This is a genomic window from uncultured Ruegeria sp. (assembly GCF_947497005.1).
Lineage (GTDB): Bacteria > Pseudomonadota > Alphaproteobacteria > Rhodobacterales > Rhodobacteraceae > Ruegeria.
The window spans coordinates 1-26,880 of sequence record NZ_CANMFF010000034.1 but is presented as its reverse complement, the minus strand read 5'-3'; the positions used below and the strand labels follow the sequence as shown (position 1 = coordinate 26,880).

Genomic DNA, 26,880 nt, shown 5'->3' with positions numbered 1-26,880 from the left:
GAAGACGGCAATGGCGCCGTCGAAGCCAAGGTCAAAGCCGAGGTCGCAGAGCTCTGCGCCCGTTTCCCGATCTATCCAAATTTGTAATCGGTACGACAAGAAAAAACGGCGCCCCTGAGGCGCCGTTTTTTTTGTTTGCGGTACTGCCGCCCATTTACACGCAAGAAAGACGCGCTGAAAACGTTGGGCCCCGGCGTGAAAGCACTCAAACTTCGGCCTCGGCTTCTTTCAGCGCATCTTCCAATAACTTTTCGTTGCGCGCTTCTTCGATGCGATTGATGCGATCCTCGGCCGAGCGACCGTCGAAGCGATATTTCACCACGTTGATCAGGCTCAGTGTCAGCAACACGATACCCATGCCCCAATAGCCTTTGGTAGCTAGTGGAACATCGGTCGAAAGATAAAGCGAGATCCCCAGCAGCAAATAAGCCACGGCCACGCCTGCCCCGTTCAACAACAAGATCAGATTGTTTTCGCCACGATTGGTCATTGGAAGTCTCCTTGGTCAAAGAAATTAGGTTGGGGCTGGATTAGGATTGCGCCTTGAGGCGGTTTAAAACATCGGCCGCGCTGGAGCGGGTTTTGGGACCGTAACCCGCCTCCTCCATGCGCCGGGCCAGATTGCTGTGATCATTGCCTTCATCGATCTCGCGAAGGATTTCGGACTGTTCGAACGGGTCGTCCTGGGTCATCACACGCGCGATCAGTTCTTCGGCTTCTTCGGCCGGGCTCGTGCCGCTCAGATGTCAGTTCAACCGTTTCTGCAACCCCTGCTCTCGTTTTATCGCCCGCGCCGAAATTGCCCCCTGCTTGAGATCCAGAATACGGCGGCTGGCGGTCTGCACCGAATGGCGCAATTGCAGGATACGTGCCTCAAGCCGGTCCACGGTTTGCTAGCGCAGCGCCAGTTCGTTTTCCAGATCCTCAACCGCCTGTGCCGCGCTTTGAACAAGATCCTGCCGGTCATCTGCCAACGCCTGACTGGTTCGCTCCATCAGATCGTCAGTGCGGGATTGCAGCGTTTCGATTTGACGGATTTCTCCGCGTTGTTTCTGGGTCAGGCTGGCAAGCGTCAGCTTGGCGACTTTCAGGTTTTGGTCAACCTCACGGATCTTCTGGTCAATCAGCTCAATGGAAAAATTGTCGCGCAGACGGTCTTCGGCCCGAGCATTTGCGCCATTCATCAGGGTCTTCAAGGTACCGAACATGTGCTCCTCCAAATTCATGAACATCGTTCACAAAACGGGGATAGCAACCACGTGAACGACGTTCAAGTATTTTTGAACGACGTTCAGGAAATTATTTGTTTCCAATTCTTGAAAAAACCTGTGCGATCATGCGTTCGATCTGTTCCGGCGGCACACCCGAGAAGCGGTTTTCAAGCCCAAGGGCGACGATCCCGTGGACAGAGGAAAACAGCGCGCGGGTCATCAAATCCATCTCGCCCCGGTCCAGATCAGGGAACAATTCGCTGACAGGCTCGGCGATAAAGAAAAACAACTCTTTCAATGCGTTGCGATACCAGTCCGGTACTGATCCATCATCGGACATCTGCAGGTCGAACAAAGCCCGCCACAGGTTGGCGTTTTCATCGGCAAAATGCAGATAGGCCGTGCTCATGACAATCAGTCGCTGCACTGGAGGTTCGCTGCCGTCAAAAGATGTACCAACTGTCTTCCCCAGACGCTTGAAGGTCCGCCCATTCACGGCCATGACAATGGCATTCAAATCTTCAAACACGTTGTAAATCGCGCCCAGCGCACATCCGGCGTCCTTGGCCAGATCCCGCGCCCGAAGATCGTTCAGACCATTCTGATCAATTCGAGCCTCTGCGGATTCGACCAGTTTTTCGCGCAACTGCTCACGCCGGATCTGTACTTTCGTTGACATATCGCCCTCAACTTTGAACCACGTTCAGACCTCAGCGCATAGTCCAGAGTCAAAGGTCAGATCAAGCCGCGCCACCACAGAAAAACCAGCAGAAGTGTCGTCAGCGCCAACAGGTTGAACGCCAGCCCTCCCAGCAAACCGAGGAACCAGCCCCATCTGCGATCCGCCAGATTGATAGACCCCAGATGGGTCTGCACCACGTCGGATGCCTTGATCAACTTGGGGGTATCCAGAACCAGCCTCAACTTGGGATGAGATGCCATTGCCTCGGCCCGGGCCAAAATCAGCGCCTGCTTGTAGACACGACGCGGCATCCGGCGTTTGGCCTTGCGGATCGATGTCTCGAGAGTCTTGTCGCGTACCCCGAGCTTTGCGCGCAGCAACACCACCGTCTCGGCGATCCGGGTCTGAATATCTGGGTCCTGCGACATAGATGGTCTCCTGCGGCGGTAACTTAGCGTCTGTGTCAAAGACCTACAATGGGGCTGGCCGTTTCTGGCCACGGCTTGTATCACGCGACATATGCTGAACACGATTGTACATGGTGAACCAACCGCCCGACCGCCCTTGATCATTGCCCATGGCCTGTATGGATCGGCCCGAAACTGGGGCGTGATTGCAAGGCGGCTTTCGGACGAACGGCAGGTTGTGGCAGTCGATATGCGTAACCACGCCTACAGTGCGTGGGATGCCTGTCACGATTACCCTCATCTGGCGCAGGATATCGCAGAAGTAATCGACCAGATTGGCGGGACAGCGGATGTACTTGGACATTCGATGGGCGGCAAGGCCGCGATGACACTGGCGCTGAAACACGGTGGATTGGTAAACAAGCTGGTCGTCGCAGACATCGCGCCGGTGCAATACACGCACAGCCAAATTCAGTTTATCGAAGCCATGCGCGCGGTGGATTTTTCGCGCGTTACACGCCGTTCGGACGCAGAACAGCAACTGGCTGAACTGGGCGTTGAAAAGGCCTTGCGAAGCTTTTTCACGCAATCGCTGGACATCAAGGGAAAGCGTTGGTTGCTGAACCTGGATGTGTTGGCAGACCAGATGCCAAATATCATGGGCTTTCCAGATCTGGACGCCCTGTGGCAAGGTTCCGCGCTGTTCCTGTCAGGGGGCGCGTCAGACTACGTCCTGCCTAAGCATCGCGATAAAATCCGCACGTTGTTTCCCGGAGCGCGTTTTGCCAAAATCCCCGGTGCCGGACATTGGCTGCATGCCGAAAAACCGCGTGAGTTCGAAGCTGCCGTCAGGGCATTCCTGAACGCCTGATCACGCGCCTTAATACAGCCGCCGGGCCACCATCCAGGATGCCGGAGCGGCGAGTACAGCCCCTGCGGCTGCGGCGCCAACGATCGCGCTGACAGAAACCATTCCAGCCGACAGCACGGCGATAATGGCCGAACCTGACAGAGCAGTTGCAATCAGTGAATACAGCATAGCGGCAAGACGAAACATGGCCGGGTTTTCCTTCTGATGACTTCCGGCCAAATGTTTCACGATTCGAATGTGTTGCACTTTGATTTGTGTCAGATGCAGACTGTTCCGGACCTAGGATTTGACGGTTTCACCGCCTCCATTCACCCAGTCGGCTAACCCACCGAGATTATACACCTTCTGATATCCCATATCCTTCAGAAGCTTTCCGGCCAAAGCCGCGCGCCCACCTGATGCGCAGTACAACACGATGGGGCGTTCCTTGCGCAGTTCGGGGTCATGTGATTGCAATGCATCGTCTGCCCGAAATTCCAGCATGCCACGGGGTACATGATGCGCCCCGGCGGCGCGGCCAGTGTTTTCCAGCTCATTCGCATCGCGAATATCCAGCAGCAGCCCCCCCTGTTCGATCATGGCCTTTGCTTGGGCTGTATCGATACGCTCGACCACCGCATTGGCGGCCTCCATCATGTCTTTGACCGTCACCGGCATGCAAGTTCTCCTCTACGTCGCCGCGCAGAGGTTAACATGCGAGAATTAGAAGGTGTAGGCGTGAAGGAGAGCGACCGCGTTATTGCTCCCGAAACGCGCGCGACATGCTGTCTGATACCGGTTTGGCGATATAGGCCGCAAAGGTGCGTTCTTCGGTTTGGATCATGATTTCAGCGGGCATCCCCGGGGTCGGAACAAAGCCGCTGACGCGGTGCAACTCATCCGGAGTGAGTGAGATCCGCGCCAGATAGACTTCTTGCGGAACACCGGTCGAATCCTCAAGCAGTGAATCGGCCGAGATATAGAAGACTTCTCCGTACAAAACAGGCGTCGTGCGCTGATTCAATGCGATCAGGCGTACAGTGGCGGTCTGTCCCGTAACAACACTGTCAATCTCGGTGCGCGGAATCTGTGCCTCGATGATCAGGGGTGCATCTGCGGGCAGTATCTCGGCTATTGGTTCCCCGGTTTCAATCACACCGCCCGGCGTATGATAGTGCAACCGCACCACCGTTCCGGTCACAGGCGCGCGCACTACGGCCCGGTCAAGAACGCTGCGGGCCTGACGGGATTTTTCACGGACGCTTTCCAGATCGGCTTCGATAACGCCAAGTTCGTCCAGCGCGGCCTCACGATAGGCGGACCGCGTACGCGTAATCTGTTCGTCGTATTTTAGCAGCATCTGGTTGATTTCGGCGGCTTCCGCCTGCAGCCGGGCCTGCTGCCCTTCGGCTTCGGCCTGAACACGACGGATGGTGTTCAAATCCCCTTTGCGAACAAGGCCTTTCTCGAACAGCTGGCTCTTGGCCTCAAACTCCTCCTGCAATATCTCCGCTCGCCGGGTCATGCTGTCCAGCTGAGCCTCAAATCCGCTGGCCCGGATTTTCAGCGCTTCCATGTTGCGTTCCAACAGCGCCAAGTCATTAAGCAGAGTCTTGCGCGACACATCGAAGCTGAGCTTTTGCCCGTCAAGAATGGCCATTATTTCAACATCTTTGGCGGCTTCGATCAGTTCCGGCGAAAACACGAGGCGGTCGCGTTCCCCGTACTCCGCCAGCAGCCGCTCGGTCATAGCCTGAAGGCGCAGCTTGCGAATAAACAGCTCACGCTCATTGGCCTGGGCCGAAGTCTGATCCAACGTCATCAGCACCTGACCCGCCTGAACCGACTGACCTTCCACAACTTTGATGTCTTCGATGATGCCGCCCTCAAGGTGTTGTACTATCTTGTTCCGACCCGTGGCGACGAAGCTGCCTTGCGCGATGACCGCAGCGGCCAGCGGAGCGCTGAAGGACCAGACCCCGAAACCGCCGAAACACACGACAAGCATGACCAGCCCGATCACAATGAACCTGTTGATCGAGCGTGGAACCTCAGCATACCACACATCTGGATCATTGTCGGAGTTGTTCACAGGTACGAGGTCATTCATGGTCAGCCCCCCTGCCGGCCTTCAATGCCGGTCTGTTTGCGCGGCCCATTGAGCTGCTGAAGAACCTGGTCTCGCTGACCAAACAGGGCCACGCGCCCGTCGGTCAAAAGCATGATCTTGTCGACAACGTTCAACAGCGTTGGTTTCTGCGTGATAACAACCACGGTGATCTTGCTCGCACGCGCCTGCTCAATGGCACGCGCAAGCGCCTTGTCCCCAGCGACGTCAAGGTTTGAGTTCGGCTCATCCAGCACAACCATTCTGGGGTTGCCAAAGAATGCCCGCGCCAGTGCGATACGTTGTTTCTGACCACCGGATAACGGCGACCCATCAGCGGCCACCACGGTCTCATATCCCTGCGGCAGAGTCGCAATCATGTTATGAACATCGGCCAGAACGGCGGCATCGTGAATCTGTTCGTCTGTGGCATCCACCCGCATCCGTCCGATATTGTCCTTGATCGTGCCAGGGAATAGCTGAACATCCTGTGGCAGGTAGCCGATGCTTTCGCCAAACTGGCGCGGGTCCCAGTTGCGGATGTCCATCAGGTCAAGCCTTACACTGCCCGATGTGGGCAGAATGGACCCGACAAGAGTTTTCCCAAGCGTGGTTTTCCCCGCACCTGAATTGCCGATAATGGCCAGTGTTTCGCCGGGAACCAGCGAGAACGTAATACCGTTCAGAACCACGCGTTTGGTTCCGCCCGGCACATAGAGCAGACGTTCGACATCCAGACGACCTTCGGGGCGAGGCAAGCGCAGTTTTTCGTATTGCAGGGCCGAGGTCGATAGCAGCGCCTTGATCCGCCCATAAGCCCCGCGTGTCAGCAGATAGCTGTTCCACCCTTCAATCGAGCCTTCAATTGGCGCAAAGGCGCGCCCGGCAATGATCGAGGCCGCAATCACCATACCACCCGTGATCTCTCCCTGCAGGGCCAGAAACGCGCCCCAGCCCAGTATTCCGATCTGCGTCAGCAGGCGAACGGCGCGCGAAATTGCAGCGAAGATCACGTTTCGGTCCTGTGCCCGTACCTGCCAGGTCAGGGATTGGGCTGTGTCCCGCCCCCAGATTCGCACTGCTTCGGGGATCATCGCCAAAGCGTTAATGATCTGGCTGTTGCGCGACATCGAATCCAGATGCAGGTTCGCCATGGACTGCGCCTTGTTCGCCTCGGCAAACGGCTTGGCAGTCATTTTCTGGTTGATCAGCGCAATCGTCATCAGGATCAGCGCAGTAACCACAACGATCAAACCCAATTGCGGATGCACCAGGAAAATCATCAATATGAACAATGGTGCGAACGGTACGTCCAGAAATGAGATCAATGTGCCCGAGACCAAAAAACCGCGCAACTGCTGCAAATCGCCCAATGTCTGATACTCGCGCCCGTTTCCATGCAGCGAGGCATGCGCGGCGGCACTCAGCACCGGTGCGCCCAGCCGTGCCGCCACCTCGACCCCCGTCCGCATGAGCATAAACCGCCGTACGGCATCGAACGCCGATTGAAAGATCACCGCGCCAGCGACAATCGCTGTCAGCATAATCAGTGTATCAAGGGACCGGCTGGTCAGAACCCGGTCGCTGATCTGAAACAGATAGATCGGGATCGCCAGTATCAGGATGTTGGTGGCACAGGTCAGGACCAGAACAAACGCCAAGTTGCGCCAGATCGCCCGTGTTGAAACGCGCAACGTGCGCTGGAAATCCTCGGGCGGGGTGCGTTTGTGGAAAGTTTGGGGTGGCCCGTTCCCATCACCGCCGCCGGTCTTTGTTTGCAACAGTGGCTGGTTTGCCTTGGCCTCGATCGTGGTGCCTATGCCGTTCTCGCCGGATGCGCGCGCAGAGGGGGTCTTTCGCGCAGTCGAGTCCCCGACGGATGCCGGATCCGGGCCTTCAGCGTCGGCCACCCCATTGCCACCACCCGCCGGGTCTTTGTCTTGCGCGGGCTGCGGCTGTGCGCGCCGATGGGGAGGATCAGCGCGCCGTTGTTCGCGTGAGTGTTGTTGGTCTTCGGATTGCTTCGGTTTGTCGGTTTCGACCGTCTGATTTCGTTCTGGTTCAGGCACGCGCATCTCCTGCGTCAGGTGCAGTCGGGCTTTCGCCCGTAGCGACCGCGTCATTGGTTCCATCTCTCCACCAGCGTCCTGACGCTGCGGGCCCAAACCGCCTTGCCTGTCCAATGGGCTGGATAAGGGTGGACGGCGTGACGAAAATACAATCGACATTTACAAACCTTCTGGTCACTCGATAAAAATTGGGAGGGTCAGGCCAACATGGTTTGCAGGCCGTCATCTGCTGTCGTTGTTTCGGTGGACGGTGTGGTTAGCGCCTGTGCGGCATCCGGTTGCGGGATAGACATGTCATCTATGATTGCAGCGATTGCTTCATTGGTCATTTCTGTGATTTCTTCGTTGTCCGGCATGTCGATCAGGCTGGCCTGATGTAGCAACAGGTCAGAATAGGATCCGTCAGCAGCCATAACTGTCGAATCCACACCCATTTTGGTCAAATTCGCGGCGTTCAACAGGGCGTTGCTGCCAGCGACGACCTCGGCCTCAGCTGCATTGGGACCAGACAGATCAACTTGATCCTGATCCAGCATCATGGTGACCTGCTCAATGATGTTGACCTGCAACAGGTCTCCGTCGATTTTGAGCACGCGTAACTGTTCCATTCCGGCGAACATGGGATCATTGAGCAACGCGTCCTCCAACGCATCCATATCCATTTCCTCAAGGGCCATGGCATCGGACAGGTTCTGCTGCAGATCCTGATGAATATCTTCGCCTATCGTTTTGACAGACGCTTCATTCATGAGCAGATTTTCATCATCTCCGGCCATTGCTCCGGGCATACCGCCGCTGATGATATCGTCATCCATCAGGGCAATGGTCTGATACAGCATATCGACGGAAATCATGTTCCCGTCGATCATGATCAGGTCGTAGTAGCTGCCCAGTTGCACGATATCGGTGACATTGAACATCTCGTTGTCGCCCATAGCATACAGGGTCGACGCGGCCGAAATCTCGGTCTGAATGTTATCGATATCCGTGGCGTCGATAACTTGCTTGATGAAATTCGCCACAACCAGATCACCGTGCACCCAATCCACCACGATGTATTCAGGTTGTCCGGTGGTTCCGGCGGCATCATCAAGCCAGGGGGCTTCTCTGCCTTCAACTTCGATTTTCGAGGACTGAATCACATCGGTGCCACTGCTTGCGCCCGGAACCCCAACATCCCAATCCGACACAAGCGCGACCTGACTGATGGCCGTCAGGCTAATTGCCTGCCCACCAACTGCAATATAGGGGGCATCCACCCAACCAACAGCTGCAGAGACCCCATTGATCGCAAGGTTACCACCGGTCACCACAAGGTGCCCGTCGTCGAACTCGGGATCCTTTGACTGATCCCACTCGTCCGGCAGCATGGCTTCCGCCTCATCCTCGTTCGCTTCATCCGGCTTATGGAACTCTGGCAGAATCTCTTTCCACACCGGAGCCTCGGCAACGTATTGGCCGTTGACAATCACACCCATCGCATCATCGCCATGGAACTGATGCACGGTAACGCCGTCCACTTCCGCATTCATCGGGTCCAGCATCTGCTCGGCCAGCGCCTCAACCATCTCGGTCGATTTGTAATCCGCGAGTGAAAATGACGGGGACGCCACAGCATGGAGCGACAAGGCCATATCCAGCATTTCTTCGCCCTGAGCGATCAGTACTTCGGTATCCCGAAAATCCCCTTCGCCCACCGTGTCGTTGTCACGCATGACCACCTTTTGCACGGTGAAGGTCATTGCCGAACCCAGTGGCACGGACTCCGGCCGTAGAATAATCAACTCTGGCGCAGATGACGGGCTGGACGGGCCGTCCGGAACAAAGCGCATAGACTCCGCGCTTTCTCCGTTGAGAATAATGATTGCTTCATGCACGGGTCCAACAGGTGCGGACGGCAGGGGCAGTTCCGGTTGAGAGGGAAGGAAATTGAACGGCAGAGCCTTATATTCGCCCGCCGGGATATCCAGATCTGCCTTGATGTTAATCGAAGCCGGGTCGTCAAGCCCATCGATTTCAGCTTTCCGCCTCAGGGCACTGAACTCTTCGTACTGATCTCTCAGCCGGGCCTGTTCGATCGAAATCTCAAAAGTTCCAACAAAATGCGCTATCGTTTCAGTAATACTGTCAAGTGCCATGTCGGTTATCCTTTATACCCGCACCGGCCTGAAATTTCCGCTTTGGGTTCAGTTGGGCCGGGGCCGCGTATTACGGCCCCGGCGTTTTTGAAAAATTGCGGGGCCCGAAAATACGAGCCCCGCCTTGTGACTTATACGTCTGTGTCGTCGCTTGCGCTGGACATGGTCATCGAACCACCAACCATGGTCGTATCGACCGAGTTGCCAAGAACGTTGGCACCCATGATGATCGACTGGTTGAAGGCCGAGGTATCGACCACAGCCGCAGCCGACGCATAGGACTCGCCGGTTACGATACCATCGCCACCATTGTTCGCGCCCCAGGCACCGCCATTGCCGCCAGCACCGCCGTCGCCCGAATAGGCACCGCCACCGTAACCACCGGTGGTCGTACCACCCATGGTATCACCGGACGTTGCGCTGCCCATCGAAGCGCCGCTGGTTCCACCGTTTGCGGCGGATGCGCCACCGGCACCACCGGCACCCGATGTGGCCGCACCGGTTGCGTCGCCGGAACCGGCCGAAGTGGCATCGTTGTCGGAACTGCCCTCACCGCCATATCCGGCGATTGCGTCAGCCAGGCTGTCCGCCGCGCCGTTGGTGTCGGCATCTCCGAAAACGTCTGCTGCGCCGCCATCACCTGCGGTATTGGCCGCATCCGCAGACCCGGCACCGTTGCCGGTAGACGTGGACGTCGGGGTTGTGCTGCCACCTGCTCCGCCGTCACCGTCGGCAGCCGATGTTCCGGTACCCGCCGCATCCGCTGCGCCGTCGGCCGCGTTTGATCCGCCGTCTCCGCCGCTGCCGTCTGTGTCTTGCTCATTGCTAGCTGCGCCGTTCACGTCACCCGGGCTCTGGTCAATATCCGGCCCACTTGCCGATTGATCACCTACACCCTGTGCATCGGAATCCGAGTCAGCAGTTCCACCGGAACCGTCGCCACCCGAGCCGTCGCCACCGGTTCCGTCGCCGGCCGTGCCGTCGCCACCGGTTCCGTCACCGCCGGTTCCGTCACCGCCTTCGCCTGCTTCGGCTTCAAACATGCCAAGCTCTTCCTGCAGGGCCATGATTGCAGCTTCGACCATCGCGCCAAAACCGCCGTCGCCGTCGCCACCGGTGCCATCGCCACCAGTTCCGTCACCACCAGTTCCGTCACCACCGGTTCCGTCGCCGCCAGTTCCGTCGCCGCCAGAGCCGTCAGCCGAACTGTCCGCCGCGCTGTCGGCGGTGCCATCCGCAGTATTGTCGCCTGCAGTGGCGTCATTGGCTTCGGTCGTGCTGTCGCCAGTGTTCGAAGCCGATCCATCAGACGCGGCATTACCTTCACCGCCATCCGCTCCGGAAGCATCTGCGGCGTTATCCGCCGTACCAGTGCCGGTTCCGGTCGAATCGGAATCGCTGTCGCCGCCATTTGCGTTACCGGCCGCGTTCGACCCGGACAGACCCAGGCCCAGACCCAGACCAAACGAATCCGCGCTGCCTCCGGTTCCACCGGTTCCTACACCGTCGGCACTCGTGCTACCGTTGTTGTCGGACGCCGCCGAGCTGTCTGCGGCACCGCCATCTCCACCAGCGCTGTCGCCGTCAGCTCCTGCGCCAGACAGACCAACACCTATGCTTGCGTTGTGTGCATCACCAGTTGAACCACCCCGGCCACCGCTGGAATCGCCGTTGGCACTGCCGGTGTCGCCACCATCAGCCTGCGCTTGGCTACCCATTGTTGATGAATCGGCCGCGCCACCATAGCTGGTTCCGCCATCACCCGATTTTCCACCATTGGCGTCCGAGTTGATACCTTCTGCAGCAGTGGCTGTACCACCATTGGCGTTGCCATTCTGGTTGAAGTCAGCATTGTTGGATACGGTCGGTGAATCCAGCGTATCATCGTCGCTCAGGCTGGCTACCTGGCTGTTGACTGCTGCCATCGCTGTTCCGGCACCATCCATCGAGATGTCCACGTTCATGTCATCGCCGGGATCATAAGTCAGATCACGGCCAGCGGTGATCACGTCGCCCACTGTCGCCGAATCGCCCAGATCAAGATCTACCTGATCATCATCGCGCGGAATCCACTCACCACCGCCGAAATCGATATTGATCTCGTTGTTGTTGGAGTTGTCGTTGCTGTCATCTCCGCCATCAAGCGTCTGGGACTGATCCTGGCCTTGATCCTGATCCTGGCCTTGGTCCTGACCTTGATCCTGACCTTGGTCTTGGCCCTGATCCTGACCTTGGTCCTGACCCTGATCGTTGGAGTTTTCTACATTCTGATCCTGCTGCTGCTGTTGCGCGGTCAGGTCAGCTTCGACAAAGGCTTCGTCTACTGGAATTTCGATATTCACCGGAGCTTCCAGATTCTCGACAATAATTTCGTCGACGGTCGTTACATTGGTATTATTTACATTGCGTCTCATGACAAATTCCCATTTCTGGAACGCCAGACCGCCATTCATCTACAAAGCGGCAACAAGCGTGATTGAAACAAAAAATCCCCACACAGCGCCAAACACACTGAATGCGGTCTAAAGTAGTTTCCTTGGGGCCACCTCCTTTCCCGGCTAAGCCGAAAAACGCGACCGCTCAAGATCAATGCTGAAATACGCAAGGAACAGGCGCGTCAGGAACAGACGCTTCGAGAATTGAAGCCCGGCCATGTTTGCAGTCGCGCGGGTCCGCGACTAGCTAACTGAAAGTTCTGACACGGGTATCGTATTGTATTTGCTTGATATTTTTCAAGTTTCTCAATTCCTCGGCAAATCAAGTGTGAAAGTCTAAACAAAGAAAGTTATGGAAAATTAATGTAATTGTTTCCAATGGTTACACAAAATCATTCGGGAAAACCTACCCGATAGTTCTATAACTCCGCCCCTCGAACTATACCGTCTGGTTGTGGATATTCATGTTTTCAGCTATCATAAAATCTACATAATTCTTTGATTAGTTAACTATTTTTGTCCGGCGATTTTATTTCTATTGCGCAATTTCCGGTTAACCCCGTTTTGTGAGGGAATATAATGAGTGAGTCTTTGAACAATGGATCTGCCAATCAGAATCTTTATTCAGAAGATTTTTCGATTGCTTTCCTCGGAAAAGAGTTATTCTTTTCAAATCAAACCCTAAGAAGTGTCCAGACCGAGTTTGGCGTCTGCGCCTTGCGCTTTGAAACACTCGAAGCAATGAGTGAACATGTCCCTGGAAGCAGTAGGATCGTCGTTGTAGATCAAATGTTGATCGAAGACCTGCTGGCACGTCCCACTGCCTATACCAATAGTACAGGGTCCGGCTGTCTGGCCTTTGCCTATCGCAAAGAGGAATCGGCGCGGCACATGTTCGAAAGCTGGGATCGCGCGAAGTTTGGCGAATTGGGGTTTTTGCCAATGAACGTGGCGCCGGATGCGTGGCGCGCCATCCTCAGGTTACTGATGCACGAAGAACTTTACCTTCCCAGTTTTCTTGCCGATTGTGTTTCATCTCCATGTCAGCGCGCACCCGAAATTTTCTCGCAACCAAAACCTATTGCACCGAACGGTGTGGATCGGCATGCGCAATATTCCAAACTGACACGCCGCGAGAAACAGGTTCTTCAACTGGTGTCGCAAGGCAAAAGCAACAAGCTGATTGCGGCCAAGCTGGGCATAACGGAACACACGGTCAAGCTGCATATGCATAACGTTGTCGGTAAGATCGGCGTCAGCAACCGGACAGCGGCTGCCCATTTCTATTTCGAGGTTGCGCCGCATGAGGCGCATCAGACTACCGTTGACTGACCATTTTGAGGCCCGCTTCGACCGCCTGATCCATTTGGTCGGCAAGCTAAACTATATGTGGACCAATACAGAGAGCTTGCTGATCCACTTGATCGCTGGCCTTACCGGAACGTCGAAAGACATGGCCGTCATCATTTTCCTGACCCTGAACACCACTCGTGCGCGAATAGATCTGGTCGAGAGACTCGCCAAAATGGAAGGGCGTCCGACCCAGGTCCGCGATCCGATCCTTGAGCATACCCAAAGATTGGCCAAACTTTCGAGTATTCGAAACAAGTACAATCATTGCATCTATTCCTTCGACCCGGAAAGCGGAAACCCGAAAACGATCCTTATGCGGATCGCCGATCGCAAAACTGATATCAAGCTGGGCCGTGAAGATACCGTCGATGACAATGCCCTGCGCGAGATCGAAACAGTCGTTGATCAGTTATCAGCGGCAAACCGGGACATTTGGAAACTGATCAAACATTTGGGATATCCGGTTTAGGCTTGCCACTGCGCGACCCGACTGCACAGAAATTTTTTGCGGCACAGTTTCACAGTACTCGCCCAACCGAAGCTGCGTGGCGCGCTAAGACGACATGAACAGGTACACGATTTCCGAAGAACAACTGAATGGTGCGGGCGGTGGGCATTGAACAATGCTTCCAGTACGTTCCCCACAATTCCGGTATTTTGGAAATACTCTTTATTTTCTTCTGGTTGTCCAACCTATGTTGTTCCGGGTTGTTCCGAAATGATCCGTAATATACAAGATATAGAAATGGGACTGAAAGTTGGACTGAAGGAAGGCCTCTACCAACAATGCGCCAAACGAACAGACTAAGCGGAGCTAAAGTCAAGACTGCCGACGCCGGTAAATATGGCGACGGGGTTGGATTGTGGCTGCACAAGCGCGATGTCAAACATGGCAAATGGGTACTGCTCGTAACTGTTCACGGTCGCCGCCGTGAAATGGGCCTTGGTGCCTACCCTGCTGTGTCATTGAAAGAAGCCCGGGAAGATGCTGAAAAGTGGCGGATGATGGCGCGGAGAAACTTGGACCCCATCAAAGAACGGGAACGCGAGCGCAGGCAGCTTGAGCGAAACATGCACCTTCTAAAGGACATTGCTTTTGATGCATTCGAGTCCCGCAAGGCCGAATTAAAAGGTGATGGTAAGGCTGGGCGTTGGTTCTCGCCACTGGATCTGCACGTTTTGCCTAAGCTCGGAAAAGTGCCTGTTGTAGACATCGACCAGATTGACATTCGCGACACGCTGGCACCGATTTGGCATGAAAAGGCTGAGACCGCCAGTAAAGCCATGGACCGCTTGGGAATATGCCTTAAGCATGCTGCGGCTCTTGGATTGGACGTGGACCTGCAGGCCACAATGAAGGCCCGCGCCCTTCTCGGCAAGCAACGGCATAAGCCAAAGAACATCCCGGCTTTGCCTTGGGCTGAGGTTCCCGCATTCTATTCCAGCCTTGATGAGGGAACGACGACTCACCTTGCGTTGCGATTGTTGATCCTGACAGCAGTGCGATCCGGGCCGATCCGAAAAGCGCACGAGGATCAATTTGAAGACGATGTTTGGACGATACCGGCCGAGATTGTGAAGGGACGCAGGGATGCAACAGAAGATTTCCGAGTACCCTTATCAGACGCTGCATTGGAAGTGATCGAAGCTGCAAAGAAACAGGGGCGCGATGGCAATCTCTTCCCCAGCGTTCGCAAAGGCGTCATTTCCGATGCAACAATGGCGCGCTTGATGGAACGCCGGGACATGCAGGCTCGACCACACGGATTCAGATCCAGCTTTCGGGATTGGGTTGCAGAGACCACAAACACGCCTCACGAGGTCGCAGAGACGTGCCTGGGGCATGTCGTAGGCGGGTCTGTGGAGCGCGCCTATCGTCGCACGGATCATCTCGATCAGCGGCGCATTCTCATGCAGCGGTGGGCGGATTTCGCGACCAGTAGACTTCTAGGCAAAGCAAGGAGAGGCGGATGACGGCAGGCGAGGAAATCTATCCGCCCTCTGATGGTGATGGTTGTCAGCCGTTTCGCGACATAGCGGCCTTTTTGCGATGCGACTTCAATACAGTTGTGAATGCATACCAAAGCCTTCCCATTCCGGAATGGTCAACCCCAGAACATCAAAAAGCCTTGAAGAACGCGGCAGGCAAGTTGAACAAGGTCGTCAGACACGCTGAGAACTTAATTAGGTCGCTAAATCGTTTGTCCAACAATGAGCTAAACTCCCTGATTCAAGCCGGAACGATTACACCACAGCAAATTGAGTTTCTGATTCAAGCAATGCAGCAAGATGCCGACCAGATAGGAAACTGGAGAGACGAGCTGCCTTCCTTAACAAGCAGAAACCATGCGGCCTACATTGTTTCCGAAGGAGTTAGGCGTCTCTATCGGCGGCTTAGGAAGGAAGTCTCGTATGGGCAAAACGCTGATAGCGGTGCGCCATCCGGCGAGTTTTGCAAAACTGTCGAGTTTGCAATTGGTTCTTTCGGAATCGTGGCAAGCTGGAGAGGTCCCGCAATGGAAGCCTGGAGGAAACAACACGCCATCGAGGACCGTTACCGGCTGATGAGAATGAAAAAGCACATCTCTGATGCCCATCATGCTTCAATACATAAGGAGATTGACTTGGCTGGTGTGCAAATTGACTACGAAGGAACCGGGAATAGCAAACTGGCACTTGTCTCGATACGCGAGCGTCCGGATATTCCCGCCATTCCCTTGAAATTGTCATGGTTTTCGTCTGGCGTCGAAATCCAAAAGTATGCGAGCGAGTTCGCGGAAAGACTCTCCAACCCGGACTAATACCAACTCCGCACGCAGTTATTTCTAGTTCGTATTTTCACAAAATTCTTCAGTTCATTCATCTTTCCGACAGAAGCCAAGGCAATCGTGCCAAGGCAGAGGAAAGAGGACCGGCAATGACTGAACGCATTCTACGCCGCCCCGAGGTCGAATTGGTAACCGGGATATCCCGCAGCACAATCTACGAAAAAATGAACCCGAAGAGCGCATACTTTGATGCCTCTTTTCCTACACCAGTTCGGCTTGGCCCAAAATCGGTTGGATGGAAAGAAACGGAAATTCAAAGCTGGATTTCAACTCTTTCCGAGGTAGCAGCCTAGAAACCCGCACCCCAGGAACAGGGCGCGGGCGGTGTTTGATTGCGGCTTGTGGAATAGCTGTAATTGTAACCGTTTCGGCCCTTTGGTGCAAGAACCAAGGAGCAGAAAATGAGTACTGAGCAGAAACCAGACTTTGAACTCCCACCGTCAAACGCATTGCGTGTATATCGATGGGCGGACCTTCCCAATCTGACGGCCCCAGCGCTGTATCGGATCACTGATCCGGGTCAAGAACCGCGCGAAATCTACGCATCCAAGCACAAGCGCCAAGTCCTTGAGGGTTTGATGCGGTCGCCATTGTTCGCGGCCAGCTACTGTCGCCTCTCGGACCAAGTGCTGCCGCTGCGGCGCGATGACGGCGTGAACATCGAATGCAAAATGTATCGGGGCGATGCAGACACCGGACGCCAGAAGTATGGCATCTACTTCCTCGTCAGCAAAGTTGAGCTGATCCAGGCGAACGAGGTGGCGGCATGAGAACCTTAGACCTCCAAGTCCGCACTATTCGCCGCAAGCATGGCCTTACTGAAGCCGCTGCTCGCATTATCGCAACCCTATACTATGGGGAGGGCCGCTAATGGCCCTCATCACCCAGATCCCCAAAAACAGTCGTGAGGAATTCCGTGTCAGCCGGGATGACTTTCAAGGGCATGACCTCATCAATATCCGCGTGTTCTTCATCTCGAAAGACGGAGAGATGCTGCCTGGCAAGCAAGGTGTCGCCTTCAAGGCCGAATTGCTGCCTGAGTTCATAGACGCGCTCAATAAGGCGGAGGCTGCGTAAATGGGGCGCGATAGGCGAAACGAGAAACGCGGAGAGCACTTCACAAAGCTTGTTCGAAACATGATGGAGACGCCCGCTTGGCGGGCGCTCTCCCCTGTCGCGCAGTCTCTTTACCCCTGGCTCAAACTGGAGTGGCGTGGGCCGGACAACAACAATAACGGCAGGATCAGTCTCAGTGTTCGTCAGGCCGCAGAGCGTCTTGGTGTCGCTCGCAATACCGTCGCGAATGGCTTCCGAGAATTGCAGGCTAAGGGCTTCATAGCGGTCACCAAACCACCCAAGCTGGGTGAAAGTGGCGTCGCAACTTCACCCTTATTTGAACTCACAGAGATATCCCTGCCGACCGCACACGGAGACGGTGGTCGTCGGCTCTACAAGCAGTGGTCTGAAGGGGCGGATTTCCCTGTGGTGAAGGCCCCAACTCACAACCCAAAAGGGACTAACGGAAAAGAAAAATCCCGTCATCAAAATGATGACAGCACCGTCTTAGAATTTGCGACGGGGAAGTCAAAGGCGGCGCAAAAATGATGACAGGGCGGCTCAAAATTTGTGCCGGAAACGCCCCATTTCGGCAGGGCTCCCGGCTCAATATTGATGACATCCTTAATCTACCAGGGGGTCTGGGGGAAACAGACACCTTCGGCACCGACAATCAAACACAGCGAGGCATGAGCCATGAAAGATAACACCAAAGGCGACATCACCCCCAAGATAAGCGAGCCAAGCAAAACTGGGATCAAATTCGAAGGCAGCAACAAAGAAGGTAGCATTGTCGAGCTAACCAAGCACGACGGGCTAAGGGAAGTGTTCGGAACAGATAGTGATGAACAGGCTAGTGCTTTGATGGCTCACTGCCTGAAAGCACTGAATAACGCGGAATCTGGTAGCGCGGGCGAAATAAACGATGAGCGGGCATTCATGATTTCCATTATCCACGACATTGCGCCACGAGATGCTGTTGAGAGAATGCTGGCAGTCCAGATGGCAGCCACGCATGTTGCAACAATTCGCTCGGCCCGGTGGCTTGGTGCCACAGAGACAATCCCTCAAGCCCAACTCCACTACACTGGATTCAACAAACTCACACGTTCATTCGCCGCGCAGATGGAAGCTCTTCGCAAATACCGAAACGGCGGTAAACAGACGGTCACCGTTCAGCACGTGAACGTTGAAGACGGCGGACAAGCTATTGTCGGTAACGTCGAGACGGGGGGAGGCAAAAAATGAAACATGCCTCCAACCCCATGCAAAAGGCGCACGCGGCCCCTCGATGCACGGCGACATCAAAACGCAGCGGCCTTCCCTGCAAAAACCCGGCGGTAAAAGGCTGGTCAGTTTGTCGGATGCATGGTGTCGGTGGCGGTCACGGTTCAGGCAAAGCCAACCCGGCCTATAAGCACGGGATGCGCACAAGAGAAGCTCAGGAGATGAGGAAGGCCGTCACTGAACACGTGCGTATTTCACGCCAACTCGAACGCATGATAGACGACATATAGAGATCCTCCGAAAGGAATTACCCTAAGGCTTCGTGTCCTTACCCATGAAGCCCAAAGCGCCTTCATTGTTCAGAATCTCAATTGCGGTATCCAAGGTTTCCTGATCCGAAACAAACTTGTCGTCCCAGACATAGCTGGTATCTTCGCAGTCCACCGCTTCCAACGTCCACTTGTTCTGGTTGTCCAGGCGGTAGATTTCGATTTCAAACCGATACCCATCAACAAGCACGGACTTGCTCTTGTCTGACATTACCAATTTAGGTTCATCGATATTCATTGGTGCTCTGTACCCGCGTTCTTATTCAGTCACTCTGATATCAAGACAGCCGGTATTTTTGCCACAAAAACATGTCGGGGTTGCGACGCGCCGAACTCGTACCCCCTCATTGAAATCGCTAAACCCCATCATGACGCGCCGCATAACAGTGATATGAGAGCGAAGTGTTCTGATTGCGACCGTTCAATGAAGATTACGAAAGCGCAACGACATTCAAAAAATGCAGTTTGAAATTCTGTTAGATTGGCGTCGTGCTCGTGGGGTGACACGTCGAACTCACAACCCCCTCGAAAACCAGTCGAAAATTGTACGTGCTAAAATCAAGACGTGCCACCCACTCGGGATTTATCGCATTGTGGCAAATTTGTGTCCATGATTAATCGGGAAACTCACTGTTTCCACGCCCAAGACCAACTGTCTCGCCAAATCATCGTCTGCTAAGGGATACCCCCAATATCGCCGTTTATCAGGAAGTGATAGGAATCAGTTAACGGAACACAACACCAAACCGTAGCACCCCCTCCAAACGAGGGGCTGGCCCAGACCCCCTCGTCCAGCCCCTCACACCACCTTTCACTCTCCGAACATTTGCGAACCGGCGACGTACCTTCGTGCCAATGCCCCACTGCGGGCGTCGTTGGGATTGAAGCCCGTCGCATCACTGGGTGAAGGATGGCTCCTAAGTGTCGATATTTGCCCACCCAACGACGGGCGTAGGAACGCCATTGTTGAGCATAGTGCCTGTCCAGAATCCATGTTGATTTTGCGAGAAACTCACCGTCTTCCAAACGCCCGATACGTTGGTAGGCCAATTTTGATCGAAAAGAGTCACTGTAAAGGTTGTTGGGTCGGATTGGCTGACAGATACCGCTTGAACAATTCCTGTGTGGCCATAGGCGTTAAGGCCTCCCGGCAACTCGATTGATATTACTGAACCAATCAGAGGCGGTGTCTTAGACGTTCCATTTTCATGGTAAGAGATTCGACTAGGGGAGTGAGACGCCAGATTTCTCGCTACATCTTTGCCGTGGCCAAGAGATTGGACCGGAATTTTTAGTACAGATGTTGCATACCTTTTTACCAACTCAACACACTGAAATTCTCCGCTTTCTACACCTTCTGTCAGGCCGTTGGAATTTGACTTGGACTCTAGCGTGAAGTTGTTGCCGCCAAAAGAAATACCGAGCGTTCCTTTCGTTTGGCCATAGGCAATCAGACCGCGAACCAGGGTGGCCGTGCTGTAGATTGTCACTGCGCTTTGGCCACTTGAGCTAGAGTTGATGGTTGAATTTGAACTATTGCCCGCAGGCAGATTTGTTTGTTTCGGAAAATTCAAACCATGCTGAGAGCTGCTGGGCGAACATCTAGTAAATGTTTTGGGCAATGAAGATGACGACTCAAAAAGCCCTGTTATTTCAACATACTGCTCATTTGAAAGTACATCAAACCACCAATCATGAGTAAACACTTGGTTTCCTAAGTTGCACTCGCCACGAAATCGAGTGACTCCTTTTCGGATATCGGTGCGTCCGGTTGCGCATCCATCTTCGTACCCGAATGCGATACCCTTTCCTTGGATAACCCTAATGCTCTCATAGAAAATTTCGTATGGTATATGGTTCAAACCACAAATCGCGACGTCGTCAACATAGACACCACTCAGCAAGGGTGTCAGTGCGCTCACTCCCATTGGGGGTTTTGAGCCGCTACAAGGCATTGATCCTGTTGTTGCACCATTCAGCAATCCCATCGTGAGTTGGGTCGGTTGTCCGGTTGGTGTCAAACATTGCTCAACCTGGAATTCCATAAACGCCTGACGGGTTTGCGGGCCTGGATAGCCATCAGCGGTACCGGCGTTGTATCCAAGGGCATTTAGTTTGGATTGCATTTGCGCTGCTTCTGGGCCTGTATCCATGGCGAAACTATGTGGTTGCGCCATCACAATCTGTGGGGTTGAAGCTCCAACCCCCACCAAAGTCGCGCAAAATAGACTTAGTGTGTGTTTTCTCATTTAATCCACCGCACTGTTTCTAAATTTGCAGCCGACTGATTGAACGGCTGTATGTTGGAGCAGTAAACCCCACACACAACATGGCGGTCAAATGGTACCTCTCTGCGTGCAACGACTTAATCCTTTTTGTTGATCTACAGGCATAACTGTTCTGTTGAACCTGTCTACAATGATGGAAAGAATGAGTTTGCGGGAAACGGTTCAGATCCTATACGACCAATTTTCACACCACTCCGTTTATTGTTTGGCCTGAAGCTTCGCGGTCCAAATTCAAAACTTGCAATCTTGTGGATAGTCAGATCAATGATCGAAGCAACAAAAGAGACAAATTTGACAACCAGCACCCTAAATCTCATGCTGCTTTCAACTTAGAAATATTTTTTATAGTGATTTCGTGCGCATAATTGCGAGTTTAACTCTGTCTTTATTGGTCGCGGGGTGTGATTACGACTCCTTAGCTTTGTCGCCTGACGACGCTCTTATTACCGCACAAGCATCAGATTTTGTCGCTTCAAGGTCTTTTTCCGGCCCAGAAGACTTTCCGCCAACCGACTTTGCAGCTTATGGAATCTTAGGCTTTCCCAAAGATCCAAGTTTGAATAGTTCTACACTTCGAAGGTTCACTCGGTTCTGTGAAGCTTACCCTGAGGTTTCCGCATCCTTGATGCCCACCAGCTAAAAGGGCAGCATGGCGAACACTCGCTCATTTCGCTTTAGTCTAACACTGTATCCATGCGAGGTCATGAACGCATCAAATTGCTGTTTTTGCGCTGTTGTTAGCCCTTCCGTCAACCCGGATCGGGTGCACCTATGGCATATCTTGGTACACGGTCAGCGGAGTCTCGGGACTTCGTTATTGGTCTCCCAAATGAGTGAGGAACTCCTCCTGAGACAAAGCCGGAAGTTGAACGGAAGTCAAAACATCGGCCAACAGGAAGGCCGGCACTCGCACATTTCTTGAATCCACAACCAAATCCTGCGTTTGGCCATACACCAGCTTTACTCCCTTCCGCGCAGCCATCGAATTCTTTGGCGGAGGAACTTCAAAAAACGCCAACACCTTTGATTTGTCGGGAGCGTCAGGGAAAGCACGATAGAGATACAAGATATCTACCCGGCCCCATCCGGGAATTCTTTTCGTGAGTGTTTTGACCTCTGGCTTGCCAAACTTAACATAGAAGTCCGCAACAACTGCGACTTTGGCTGACTGATTGTAGGGCATGACACCGATTACAATGTCCCATCTTTTGAAGCCATTTGGATCTCGGTTATCCCGTCGCGCATCTCTCACATTATCGTAGAATACTACCATGGGCTCGAAGCGCCCGGCGCGAATATGCCTAACGTTGCTCAATGCACGAGCATTGTAGTTTACGGAAACCAAGCAAGTAGGGTGCATGTAACGGCTAGGAAGCGGAGTATATTTTCCTCCTACCGCCCGAAAGGCATTTTCTAGGCCTTCACGATCCGAAACACCCAGGTCAGCACATTTAGCAAAAGCAGCCTCTCCAACCAAAAGCATCGCGACAAAGACAAAAGACTTCAACATTAACAATGTTCTTTCTATTTATCGCTTGGTTAGTTTTCCAGTTTCATTGAATGTTCCGCTGCGACATCGGGATTTAGGTCCGCTAACCTTCAGTCTAATGTTCTTTTTCTTAAACGTTATCTCGTAGGTGATTTTCCGACTTTTTCCACACTCCTGTTCAACGACCGTCGCGACCACAAGCCTTTTGCTGGTCAAACTCTCAACCGCCAACTTGCTGGTCTTTCCTGAATTTGGCCAGTGGATGGTTTTGCCAACCAACTTATCATTTCGGATGTCAAACTTTAAGTCAGCACTGTGCGTCCTACCACGTTCACTTGAAGTGGCTATCCATGTGTGGCTCGCAAACTCAGAGACACTCATACTCTGCCCATCGGAGTTCAGCGTTACTAACTGTTGGGCTGAAGCAATTTGAAGGCTCAAACAGGTGAAGACGGCGGCGACAAAAATCCAACCAAACAATTGGTGACGCATTATAGACTCCATTATTAACCCAAATTGAGGCGCTTGAATAATCCATATGTTAATCCATTGGAGTCACACGGAGCAACATGTGAGCTTGGTCGAATTGCCTGCTCACTGGTCCGTAATTTTGCTGAACACAAGTTCTCGGAAAAACTTGGTTGCTTTGCTGCAGGGCGGAAACCGTCCGTTCAAACCCACCCAGCCAGCACCTAAGGATCGTTTGCAGAGCGAAGGTACGGCTTGAGCCAGTCAGCCGGAACCCAATTTTCAAAGTCGGCGAATCGCACCTTAAACGCAGCAACGCCGTTTCGCGCAATTGGTCCCTCGATAATCTCGCCAACGTCGCTGGTCATGCCGTCAGGGATAGCAGCTATCACCTAGTCGCAGAGCTTCATGCTTTCACCTACAATATCTGGCCCGCTTAAGCCGTGACTTAGCCGCTCGGGTCTCCAAATGTCTGTACCGGCCACCTGAATATCGGGCGCAGTCCAGAGCATGCCCAGCGGCGATAACAGCCGCCCCAATGTCCTGCCCATCAGCGTAGCAGATACCGACCCAGCGGTCATGGGTGCGTTCGCCATTCAGGTCGCAGGATATGGACTTGCCACGAAGGTAGTTGACCATCCAGCGCTTAGCATTCTGCCCAGACCGTGTACCCAGTTCGGGCGCGTCCACACCGTTTAGACGTACCGGTGTGCCATCTACGACGATTGTATCAGCATCTCGGACGTGAAGGCCGCCAGCGTAGGCATTAGGTGCAAGGAAGACTAAGACTAATATCAGGCGCTTCATGCTCAAGAGATAGGCGAATCTGTTAAGCTCTTCACCCCCTAAATGAAAAGAAAACCCGACCGCTGGGGCCGGGCAAGTCCGAGGAAAGTTTGTGCTACCTTGATCATCTGCCAGTTTGGTAAATTTAGTGTTAGTGACGATTGGCTTCGTTGCTGAAAGTAGCATCTAAAACGGAACTTTTTTACTGCTTGAGGTGTTCCGCAAAGCCATCTTGAACGGCTTTTAGAATTACAGAGGTTTTCTCACATGAATCGATTGCGACTGCGCCGCCGAGGGCTAATTTGTAGATGTTCTCAGGGGTGCAATAGGAGCGAATCCCGCGATGATAGGCTTCAAAGTATGCTTCTTTGTCAGGTATTCGCGACCGAAGGGCACAACGCTTTTCGTAGAAGCTGAAGTAACTGGGTTCTATTCCCAATCTTCCGTCAGCCAAGCCAACCTTTGACCAATCAATTTTACCTATGCAGTTTTCCGGAGGAAACATCTTTGAAAAAAGACCGCTGGACTCATCGCTGGCATGCACAGCACCTCCGAAGCATACGCCAAACGCCACAATTGCAGAACACGCTAGAGGTTTCGCCAATTGCTTCTTCAACCGTTTTGGTTCTTTGCCGGTGATTGCCTGTTCAGTCATTGCTTTCATCCTATACTTAATACTCGCTGAGGCCGTCACTCACCCGCAGCGCGGCGGGTAGATTTTGCCATTGAATGACAATGAGACTAGGAGGCACTGCTTAACGATTGCTTAAAGTTCCATTTCAGAATGGGAATTCGAGAGACAGCACGCCTATCGTTTGGCTTTCAACCTGCGATTCGAATTCTTTGCTTAGATAGGTAATTCCAAAAAACGTCGAAACCTTTCGGATTCGAACCTGGACGCCTGCCCGAGCTCTTAACCGTTCATTGGTCATTTCAACATCGGACCAATGCGGAAAAAAATCGCTGTGTGTGACATACGAATAGTCGGCACCGAGGAGGAAAGACATATCGTTCATTTTTGAAGCTCGTTCTGGTGAAGCAGGCTGCAAAAACCCTGAAATCGGGTCACGAACATACCTTTTAGCGTCGGCGTAGCCGTCCACAAGGATATCAAACCCAACTCGCCCGAACGTCTCATAGCCGACCTGCGCTCCAACAAATGGTCTGAAGTAAAAACCTTCGGCCAACGTGTAGCCTCTTGCGAATTCGGCCGAAACCATACCTGTTACACTGTCTCCCACATGCTCGTGAGGCATATCCTTAGGTAAATATCCTGCGATTCCAGTTAAATCATGAAACCCCTGCTGAAAGTCGGCGATGTTTGTCTGGTCTCCCGTAGCAAGGATTTCAGCACCTACATTGTACTGTAGCTGTCCAAAGCTCTCGTTTACAAAAACTCCGAGTCCCAACATCCCAACATAAGGCCTGTCGTTGCCCGTCGGTTGGTTCCTTGAGCCCCACGGTGAAATAATCTCGGCTCGAATACGAATATCATGAGCGACTCCTCCAGTATTCTCGCCTTCAAAACCCAAAAACAGAGTGTAACTCGCTGATCGCCAACGATCCCTGCCGTCTCCAAAGAAATCGTTTGTGAAGAAGCTCGACTTAGTCGGATCCGCAGATGCGGATGCAGCGGCTAGAATGGTGCCAAAAAAAAGGAATAAGGTTTTCACTAATTCGCCCTCATTTTTCCAGAAACCGAAAAACTCCTTCCGAATCTCTAGCGGGCATAAGTTAATGTCAGGATAATTCAATGAGCTCTGCGGGTAGCAGTCTAGCTGACATCCCAGAGCGGAATTGTTACTGGCGCTCAATTGAATTTATTTGTGCGTTAATTTGCCATTATGATTCTGTCGGGCAAATTGAGATACAACCTAAGGAAGTATCAAATATTGTTTTGTTCAACCACAACTCCCCTAGAGGTCCAGGATGCGACGTTGGCGCTGGCGAAGTCAGTTCCTCAGGTTGAATATGCCTGGAAGATCCTGCGACCGCACTTCGGTACCCAGTTAAGTGTCGGCTTCGGAAGAATTGTTCCCGCGCCAAACTTGTTCGACCTAATCGCGATGGGCGTCCTAATCGAGCTAGCTGTCAGGCCGTACGACGTTGGCGTTTTGATAGCCACCTCAACTTGCGTAGCCGAAGAGGTCGCGATTTACTTGGATACCACGGACACATCCGCCTTCATGGACGACATACAGATAGCGAACTTACTCTCACATTTGGTATGTGTCTTTTCTACGCCGCCCATTGATGAAAAACACTCTCTGTTGAACCAAAGATGGGTAGATATTGCGGCTGTCGTTTTGGATGTTATGGAGCAAGTGCGAAAGATATTGATTGATAACTCGTTGAACGGGTCGATAGCTCGCGAAGAACAATGTGGAGTGTCGGAAAGAATTGCTTGAGCCCTGAGTTGTTCGAGGCCCACTAGAATCGTTCGAACTAAGATTTTTCAATGCTCTAGATTGAGGCGCTAACACTCAACCTGCCGTCGACGTGAACTTCACCTTCGTTTTAGTTGGCAAACTGAGTTAGAGAAGAAATCTTCTCAATGTCATCACCGCTTGTCAGCCCATCAGAAACCAGGTGATTCAGTTAGTCAAAATTGGAATATTGGGTTGTGTTTTTAGGTCGGTGTTTTCCAGTATCAAGTTCTGAACTTCGGCTCTGTCATCAGCCGTCAACGTTGCCTCGTCTAGAAAGATTTCCAGAGCTGTCCGCAAGCCGCACAACGTATTCTTCGACCCCTCCGCTTTGGCATCATCTACAATTTCAGCTAACGCCTCAACGAACCAGTGTTTAGTGCTCATGAAACCCTCGAATATTGTTTTGATTACTGTCGAGGAAATCTGGTTAACGCGTAGTTAACTCTGATTTGGTTTTTCGCGCATTTTGGTTGCACATTTTGTCACTGTACTTCGAATGGTCGACAACATAGGCGTTTACAACTTGTCGAATGGCTTCAGCGGTTAGAAACAAACCTTCTGCCTCAAGCCTCAGTTCGATTTCGGTGGCACGCTCCAAGAACTCTGTGTCCATATCGTTACTCCCGTTCGCACAATTTCGCCCAAATTGAATGTGACCTGCCCCCCGAGGCTCCCTCATTCATAACGAGAGTCTGCGGGTCTGGTCTTCATATTCGTCGTCGTTGGTT

The 26,880-nt window shown here is 53.2% G+C and carries 32 protein-coding genes; 12 read left to right on the top strand and 20 right to left on the bottom strand.

Annotation, left to right across the window (positions count from 1 at the left end):
• Positions 1-205: 205 nt before the first annotated feature.
• The 5 genes from Q0816_RS24940 to Q0816_RS24925 form a co-directional block, all read right to left on the bottom strand.
• The gene (locus Q0816_RS24940; RefSeq protein WP_298855790.1) at positions 206-490 is read right to left on the bottom strand and encodes a hypothetical protein; all 285 of its coding nucleotides are present in this window, start codon (positions 488-490) and stop codon (positions 206-208) included.
• A gap of 40 nt (positions 491-530) precedes the next feature.
• Positions 531-692: a hypothetical protein gene (locus tag Q0816_RS26165; RefSeq protein WP_367180602.1), complete on the bottom strand. Its 162-nt coding sequence runs from the start codon at positions 690-692 to the stop codon at positions 531-533.
• 201 nt (positions 693-893) lie between these two features.
• Positions 894-1,208 (bottom strand): PspA/IM30 family protein, encoded by a 315-nt coding sequence (locus Q0816_RS26160; RefSeq protein WP_367180601.1) that lies wholly within the window; start codon positions 1,206-1,208, stop codon positions 894-896.
• A gap of 91 nt (positions 1,209-1,299) precedes the next feature.
• Positions 1,300-1,890 carry a TetR/AcrR family transcriptional regulator gene (locus tag Q0816_RS24930; protein WP_298855788.1) on the bottom strand — a complete coding sequence of 197 codons (591 nt, stop codon included), beginning with the start codon at positions 1,888-1,890 and terminating at the stop codon, positions 1,300-1,302.
• A 56-nt stretch (positions 1,891-1,946) separates the two neighbouring features.
• The gene (locus Q0816_RS24925; protein WP_298855786.1) at positions 1,947-2,321 is read right to left on the bottom strand and encodes a hypothetical protein; all 375 of its coding nucleotides are present in this window, start codon (positions 2,319-2,321) and stop codon (positions 1,947-1,949) included.
• A gap of 91 nt (positions 2,322-2,412) precedes the next feature.
• Between Q0816_RS24925 and Q0816_RS24920 the strand changes: the two genes are divergently transcribed.
• A complete protein-coding gene (locus Q0816_RS24920) occupies positions 2,413-3,171 on the top strand; it encodes an alpha/beta fold hydrolase (protein ID WP_298855785.1) in 759 nt (252 codons plus the stop codon).
• A gap of 9 nt (positions 3,172-3,180) precedes the next feature.
• Here the strand turns inward: Q0816_RS24920 and Q0816_RS24915 are convergent, their stop codons facing one another.
• From Q0816_RS24915 to Q0816_RS24890, 6 genes are all read right to left on the bottom strand, one after another.
• Positions 3,181-3,357, bottom strand: coding sequence for a hypothetical protein (locus Q0816_RS24915; protein ID WP_298855782.1), 177 nt, complete (start codon positions 3,355-3,357; stop codon positions 3,181-3,183).
• Positions 3,358-3,450: 93 nt separating this feature from the next.
• On the bottom strand, positions 3,451-3,828 hold the full coding sequence (locus tag Q0816_RS24910; protein ID WP_298855780.1) for a rhodanese-like domain-containing protein: 378 nt from the start codon (positions 3,826-3,828) through the stop codon (positions 3,451-3,453).
• Positions 3,829-3,907: 79 nt separating this feature from the next.
• Positions 3,908-5,260 carry an HlyD family type I secretion periplasmic adaptor subunit gene (locus Q0816_RS24905; protein WP_298855778.1) on the bottom strand — a complete coding sequence of 451 codons (1,353 nt, stop codon included), beginning with the start codon at positions 5,258-5,260 and terminating at the stop codon, positions 3,908-3,910.
• Positions 5,261-5,262: 2 nt separating this feature from the next.
• Complete coding sequence (locus tag Q0816_RS24900) at positions 5,263-7,485, bottom strand: type I secretion system permease/ATPase (RefSeq protein WP_298855776.1); 2,223 nt, start codon at positions 7,483-7,485, stop codon at positions 5,263-5,265.
• Positions 7,486-7,523: 38 nt separating this feature from the next.
• The gene (locus tag Q0816_RS24895; RefSeq protein WP_298855775.1) at positions 7,524-9,464 is read right to left on the bottom strand and encodes a type I secretion protein; all 1,941 of its coding nucleotides are present in this window, start codon (positions 9,462-9,464) and stop codon (positions 7,524-7,526) included.
• A gap of 131 nt (positions 9,465-9,595) precedes the next feature.
• Positions 9,596-11,878, bottom strand: coding sequence for a hypothetical protein (locus Q0816_RS24890; protein WP_298855773.1), 2,283 nt, complete (start codon positions 11,876-11,878; stop codon positions 9,596-9,598).
• A gap of 600 nt (positions 11,879-12,478) precedes the next feature.
• Between Q0816_RS24890 and Q0816_RS24885 the strand changes: the two genes are divergently transcribed.
• The 10 genes from Q0816_RS24885 to Q0816_RS24840 all read left to right on the top strand — a co-directional run bounded on the left by Q0816_RS24885 (position 12,479) and on the right by Q0816_RS24840 (position 18,653).
• A complete protein-coding gene (locus Q0816_RS24885; protein WP_298855771.1) occupies positions 12,479-13,231 on the top strand; it encodes a response regulator transcription factor in 753 nt (250 codons plus the stop codon).
• A complete protein-coding gene (locus Q0816_RS24880) occupies positions 13,203-13,721 on the top strand; it encodes a hypothetical protein (RefSeq protein ID WP_298855769.1) in 519 nt (172 codons plus the stop codon). Before Q0816_RS24885 ends, Q0816_RS24880 begins: the two co-directional genes overlap by 29 nt.
• A 317-nt stretch (positions 13,722-14,038) precedes the next feature.
• On the top strand, positions 14,039-15,226 hold the full coding sequence (locus Q0816_RS24875; RefSeq protein ID WP_298855767.1) for a site-specific integrase: 1,188 nt from the start codon (positions 14,039-14,041) through the stop codon (positions 15,224-15,226).
• On the top strand, positions 15,223-16,053 hold the full coding sequence (locus tag Q0816_RS24870) for a hypothetical protein (protein ID WP_298855765.1): 831 nt from the start codon (positions 15,223-15,225) through the stop codon (positions 16,051-16,053). The genes Q0816_RS24875 and Q0816_RS24870 overlap by 4 nt, the downstream gene beginning before the upstream one ends.
• Positions 16,054-16,169: 116 nt before the next feature.
• Positions 16,170-16,373, top strand: a complete 204-nt coding sequence (locus Q0816_RS24865) for an AlpA family phage regulatory protein (RefSeq protein WP_170587561.1) — start codon at positions 16,170-16,172, stop codon at positions 16,371-16,373.
• A 108-nt stretch (positions 16,374-16,481) separates the two neighbouring features.
• Positions 16,482-16,850 (top strand): hypothetical protein, encoded by a 369-nt coding sequence (locus Q0816_RS24860; protein WP_298855759.1) that lies wholly within the window; start codon positions 16,482-16,484, stop codon positions 16,848-16,850.
• A gap of 100 nt (positions 16,851-16,950) precedes the next feature.
• On the top strand, positions 16,951-17,157 hold the full coding sequence (locus Q0816_RS24855) for a transcriptional coactivator p15/PC4 family protein (RefSeq protein ID WP_298855756.1): 207 nt from the start codon (positions 16,951-16,953) through the stop codon (positions 17,155-17,157).
• Positions 17,158-17,685, top strand: a complete 528-nt coding sequence (locus Q0816_RS24850) for a hypothetical protein (RefSeq protein ID WP_298855754.1) — start codon at positions 17,158-17,160, stop codon at positions 17,683-17,685. It abuts the gene before it with no gap.
• 147 nt (positions 17,686-17,832) lie between these two features.
• Complete coding sequence (locus tag Q0816_RS24845; protein WP_298855752.1) at positions 17,833-18,384, top strand: hypothetical protein; 552 nt, start codon at positions 17,833-17,835, stop codon at positions 18,382-18,384.
• A complete protein-coding gene (locus Q0816_RS24840) occupies positions 18,381-18,653 on the top strand; it encodes a hypothetical protein (RefSeq protein ID WP_298855750.1) in 273 nt (90 codons plus the stop codon). Before Q0816_RS24845 ends, Q0816_RS24840 begins: the two co-directional genes overlap by 4 nt.
• A gap of 22 nt (positions 18,654-18,675) precedes the next feature.
• Here the strand turns inward: Q0816_RS24840 and Q0816_RS24835 are convergent, their stop codons facing one another.
• From Q0816_RS24835 to Q0816_RS24805, 7 genes are all read right to left on the bottom strand, one after another.
• Entirely contained in the window at positions 18,676-18,930 is a 255-nt protein-coding gene (locus Q0816_RS24835; protein ID WP_298855748.1) for a hypothetical protein, read from the bottom strand.
• Between the two features lie 679 nt (positions 18,931-19,609).
• Entirely contained in the window at positions 19,610-20,941 is a 1,332-nt protein-coding gene (locus Q0816_RS24830) for a peptidoglycan-binding protein (protein ID WP_298855746.1), read from the bottom strand.
• Positions 20,942-21,794: 853 nt separating this feature from the next.
• The gene (locus tag Q0816_RS24825; protein WP_298855744.1) at positions 21,795-22,490 is read right to left on the bottom strand and encodes a hypothetical protein; all 696 of its coding nucleotides are present in this window, start codon (positions 22,488-22,490) and stop codon (positions 21,795-21,797) included.
• An 18-nt stretch (positions 22,491-22,508) separates the two neighbouring features.
• Positions 22,509-22,961: a hypothetical protein gene (locus Q0816_RS24820; RefSeq protein WP_298855742.1), complete on the bottom strand. Its 453-nt coding sequence runs from the start codon at positions 22,959-22,961 to the stop codon at positions 22,509-22,511.
• 390 nt (positions 22,962-23,351) lie between these two features.
• On the bottom strand, positions 23,352-23,744 hold the full coding sequence (locus Q0816_RS24815) for a thermonuclease family protein (RefSeq protein ID WP_298855741.1): 393 nt from the start codon (positions 23,742-23,744) through the stop codon (positions 23,352-23,354).
• A 181-nt stretch (positions 23,745-23,925) separates the two neighbouring features.
• The gene (locus Q0816_RS24810) at positions 23,926-24,378 is read right to left on the bottom strand and encodes a DUF2799 domain-containing protein (RefSeq protein ID WP_298855739.1); all 453 of its coding nucleotides are present in this window, start codon (positions 24,376-24,378) and stop codon (positions 23,926-23,928) included.
• 124 nt (positions 24,379-24,502) lie between these two features.
• A complete protein-coding gene (locus Q0816_RS24805) occupies positions 24,503-25,477 on the bottom strand; it encodes a lipid A-modifier LpxR family protein (RefSeq protein ID WP_298855737.1) in 975 nt (324 codons plus the stop codon).
• A 183-nt stretch (positions 25,478-25,660) separates the two neighbouring features.
• On the opposite strand from Q0816_RS24805, the gene Q0816_RS24800 reads away from it, so the two are divergent.
• Entirely contained in the window at positions 25,661-26,131 is a 471-nt protein-coding gene (locus tag Q0816_RS24800; protein WP_298855735.1) for a hypothetical protein, read from the top strand.
• Positions 26,132-26,317: 186 nt separating this feature from the next.
• Here the strand turns inward: Q0816_RS24800 and Q0816_RS24795 are convergent, their stop codons facing one another.
• The gene (locus Q0816_RS24795) at positions 26,318-26,536 is read right to left on the bottom strand and encodes a hypothetical protein (protein WP_298855734.1); all 219 of its coding nucleotides are present in this window, start codon (positions 26,534-26,536) and stop codon (positions 26,318-26,320) included.
• Positions 26,537-26,579: 43 nt separating this feature from the next.
• Entirely contained in the window at positions 26,580-26,765 is a 186-nt protein-coding gene (locus Q0816_RS24790; protein ID WP_298855731.1) for a hypothetical protein, read from the bottom strand.
• Positions 26,766-26,880 lie beyond the last annotated feature (115 nt).

What these genes read in the sequence shown, in the direction of transcription:
- Q0816_RS24905 (WP_298855778.1), bottom strand. Translation starts at nt 5,260, where the DNA reads ATGAATGACCTCGTACCTGTGAACAACTCCGACAATGATCCAGATGTG.
- Q0816_RS24820 (WP_298855742.1), bottom strand. Translation starts at nt 22,961, where the DNA reads ATGCGTCACCAATTGTTTGGTTGGATTTTTGTCGCCGCCGTCTTCACC.
- Q0816_RS24885 (WP_298855771.1), top strand. Translation starts at nt 12,479, where the DNA reads ATGAGTGAGTCTTTGAACAATGGATCTGCCAATCAGAATCTTTATTCA.
- Q0816_RS26160 (WP_367180601.1), bottom strand. Translation starts at nt 1,208, where the DNA reads ATGTTCGGTACCTTGAAGACCCTGATGAATGGCGCAAATGCTCGGGCC.
- Q0816_RS24825 (WP_298855744.1), bottom strand. Translation starts at nt 22,490, where the DNA reads ATGTTGAAGTCTTTTGTCTTTGTCGCGATGCTTTTGGTTGGAGAGGCT.
- Q0816_RS24835 (WP_298855748.1), bottom strand. Translation starts at nt 18,930, where the DNA reads ATGAATATCGATGAACCTAAATTGGTAATGTCAGACAAGAGCAAGTCC.
- Q0816_RS24795 (WP_298855734.1), bottom strand. Translation starts at nt 26,536, where the DNA reads ATGAGCACTAAACACTGGTTCGTTGAGGCGTTAGCTGAAATTGTAGAT.
- Q0816_RS24915 (WP_298855782.1), bottom strand. Translation starts at nt 3,357, where the DNA reads ATGTTTCGTCTTGCCGCTATGCTGTATTCACTGATTGCAACTGCTCTG.
- Q0816_RS24870 (WP_298855765.1), top strand. Translation starts at nt 15,223, where the DNA reads ATGACGGCAGGCGAGGAAATCTATCCGCCCTCTGATGGTGATGGTTGT.
- Q0816_RS24880 (WP_298855769.1), top strand. Translation starts at nt 13,203, where the DNA reads ATGAGGCGCATCAGACTACCGTTGACTGACCATTTTGAGGCCCGCTTC.
- Q0816_RS24790 (WP_298855731.1), bottom strand. Translation starts at nt 26,765, where the DNA reads ATGGACACAGAGTTCTTGGAGCGTGCCACCGAAATCGAACTGAGGCTT.
- Q0816_RS24925 (WP_298855786.1), bottom strand. Translation starts at nt 2,321, where the DNA reads ATGTCGCAGGACCCAGATATTCAGACCCGGATCGCCGAGACGGTGGTG.
- Q0816_RS24840 (WP_298855750.1), top strand. Translation starts at nt 18,381, where the DNA reads ATGAAACATGCCTCCAACCCCATGCAAAAGGCGCACGCGGCCCCTCGA.
- Q0816_RS24865 (WP_170587561.1), top strand. Translation starts at nt 16,170, where the DNA reads ATGACTGAACGCATTCTACGCCGCCCCGAGGTCGAATTGGTAACCGGG.
- Q0816_RS24855 (WP_298855756.1), top strand. Translation starts at nt 16,951, where the DNA reads ATGGCCCTCATCACCCAGATCCCCAAAAACAGTCGTGAGGAATTCCGT.
- Q0816_RS24860 (WP_298855759.1), top strand. Translation starts at nt 16,482, where the DNA reads ATGAGTACTGAGCAGAAACCAGACTTTGAACTCCCACCGTCAAACGCA.
- Q0816_RS24890 (WP_298855773.1), bottom strand. Translation starts at nt 11,878, where the DNA reads ATGAGACGCAATGTAAATAATACCAATGTAACGACCGTCGACGAAATT.
- Q0816_RS24940 (WP_298855790.1), bottom strand. Translation starts at nt 490, where the DNA reads ATGACCAATCGTGGCGAAAACAATCTGATCTTGTTGTTGAACGGGGCA.
- Q0816_RS24910 (WP_298855780.1), bottom strand. Translation starts at nt 3,828, where the DNA reads ATGCCGGTGACGGTCAAAGACATGATGGAGGCCGCCAATGCGGTGGTC.
- Q0816_RS26165 (WP_367180602.1), bottom strand. Translation starts at nt 692, where the DNA reads ATGACCCAGGACGACCCGTTCGAACAGTCCGAAATCCTTCGCGAGATC.
- Q0816_RS24895 (WP_298855775.1), bottom strand. Translation starts at nt 9,464, where the DNA reads ATGGCACTTGACAGTATTACTGAAACGATAGCGCATTTTGTTGGAACT.
- Q0816_RS24815 (WP_298855741.1), bottom strand. Translation starts at nt 23,744, where the DNA reads ATGAAGCGCCTGATATTAGTCTTAGTCTTCCTTGCACCTAATGCCTAC.
- Q0816_RS24845 (WP_298855752.1), top strand. Translation starts at nt 17,833, where the DNA reads ATGAAAGATAACACCAAAGGCGACATCACCCCCAAGATAAGCGAGCCA.
- Q0816_RS24900 (WP_298855776.1), bottom strand. Translation starts at nt 7,485, where the DNA reads ATGTCGATTGTATTTTCGTCACGCCGTCCACCCTTATCCAGCCCATTG.
- Q0816_RS24810 (WP_298855739.1), bottom strand. Translation starts at nt 24,378, where the DNA reads ATGACTGAACAGGCAATCACCGGCAAAGAACCAAAACGGTTGAAGAAG.
- Q0816_RS24830 (WP_298855746.1), bottom strand. Translation starts at nt 20,941, where the DNA reads ATGAGAAAACACACACTAAGTCTATTTTGCGCGACTTTGGTGGGGGTT.
- Q0816_RS24930 (WP_298855788.1), bottom strand. Translation starts at nt 1,890, where the DNA reads ATGTCAACGAAAGTACAGATCCGGCGTGAGCAGTTGCGCGAAAAACTG.
- Q0816_RS24875 (WP_298855767.1), top strand. Translation starts at nt 14,039, where the DNA reads ATGCGCCAAACGAACAGACTAAGCGGAGCTAAAGTCAAGACTGCCGAC.
- Q0816_RS24920 (WP_298855785.1), top strand. Translation starts at nt 2,413, where the DNA reads ATGCTGAACACGATTGTACATGGTGAACCAACCGCCCGACCGCCCTTG.
- Q0816_RS24850 (WP_298855754.1), top strand. Translation starts at nt 17,158, where the DNA reads ATGGGGCGCGATAGGCGAAACGAGAAACGCGGAGAGCACTTCACAAAG.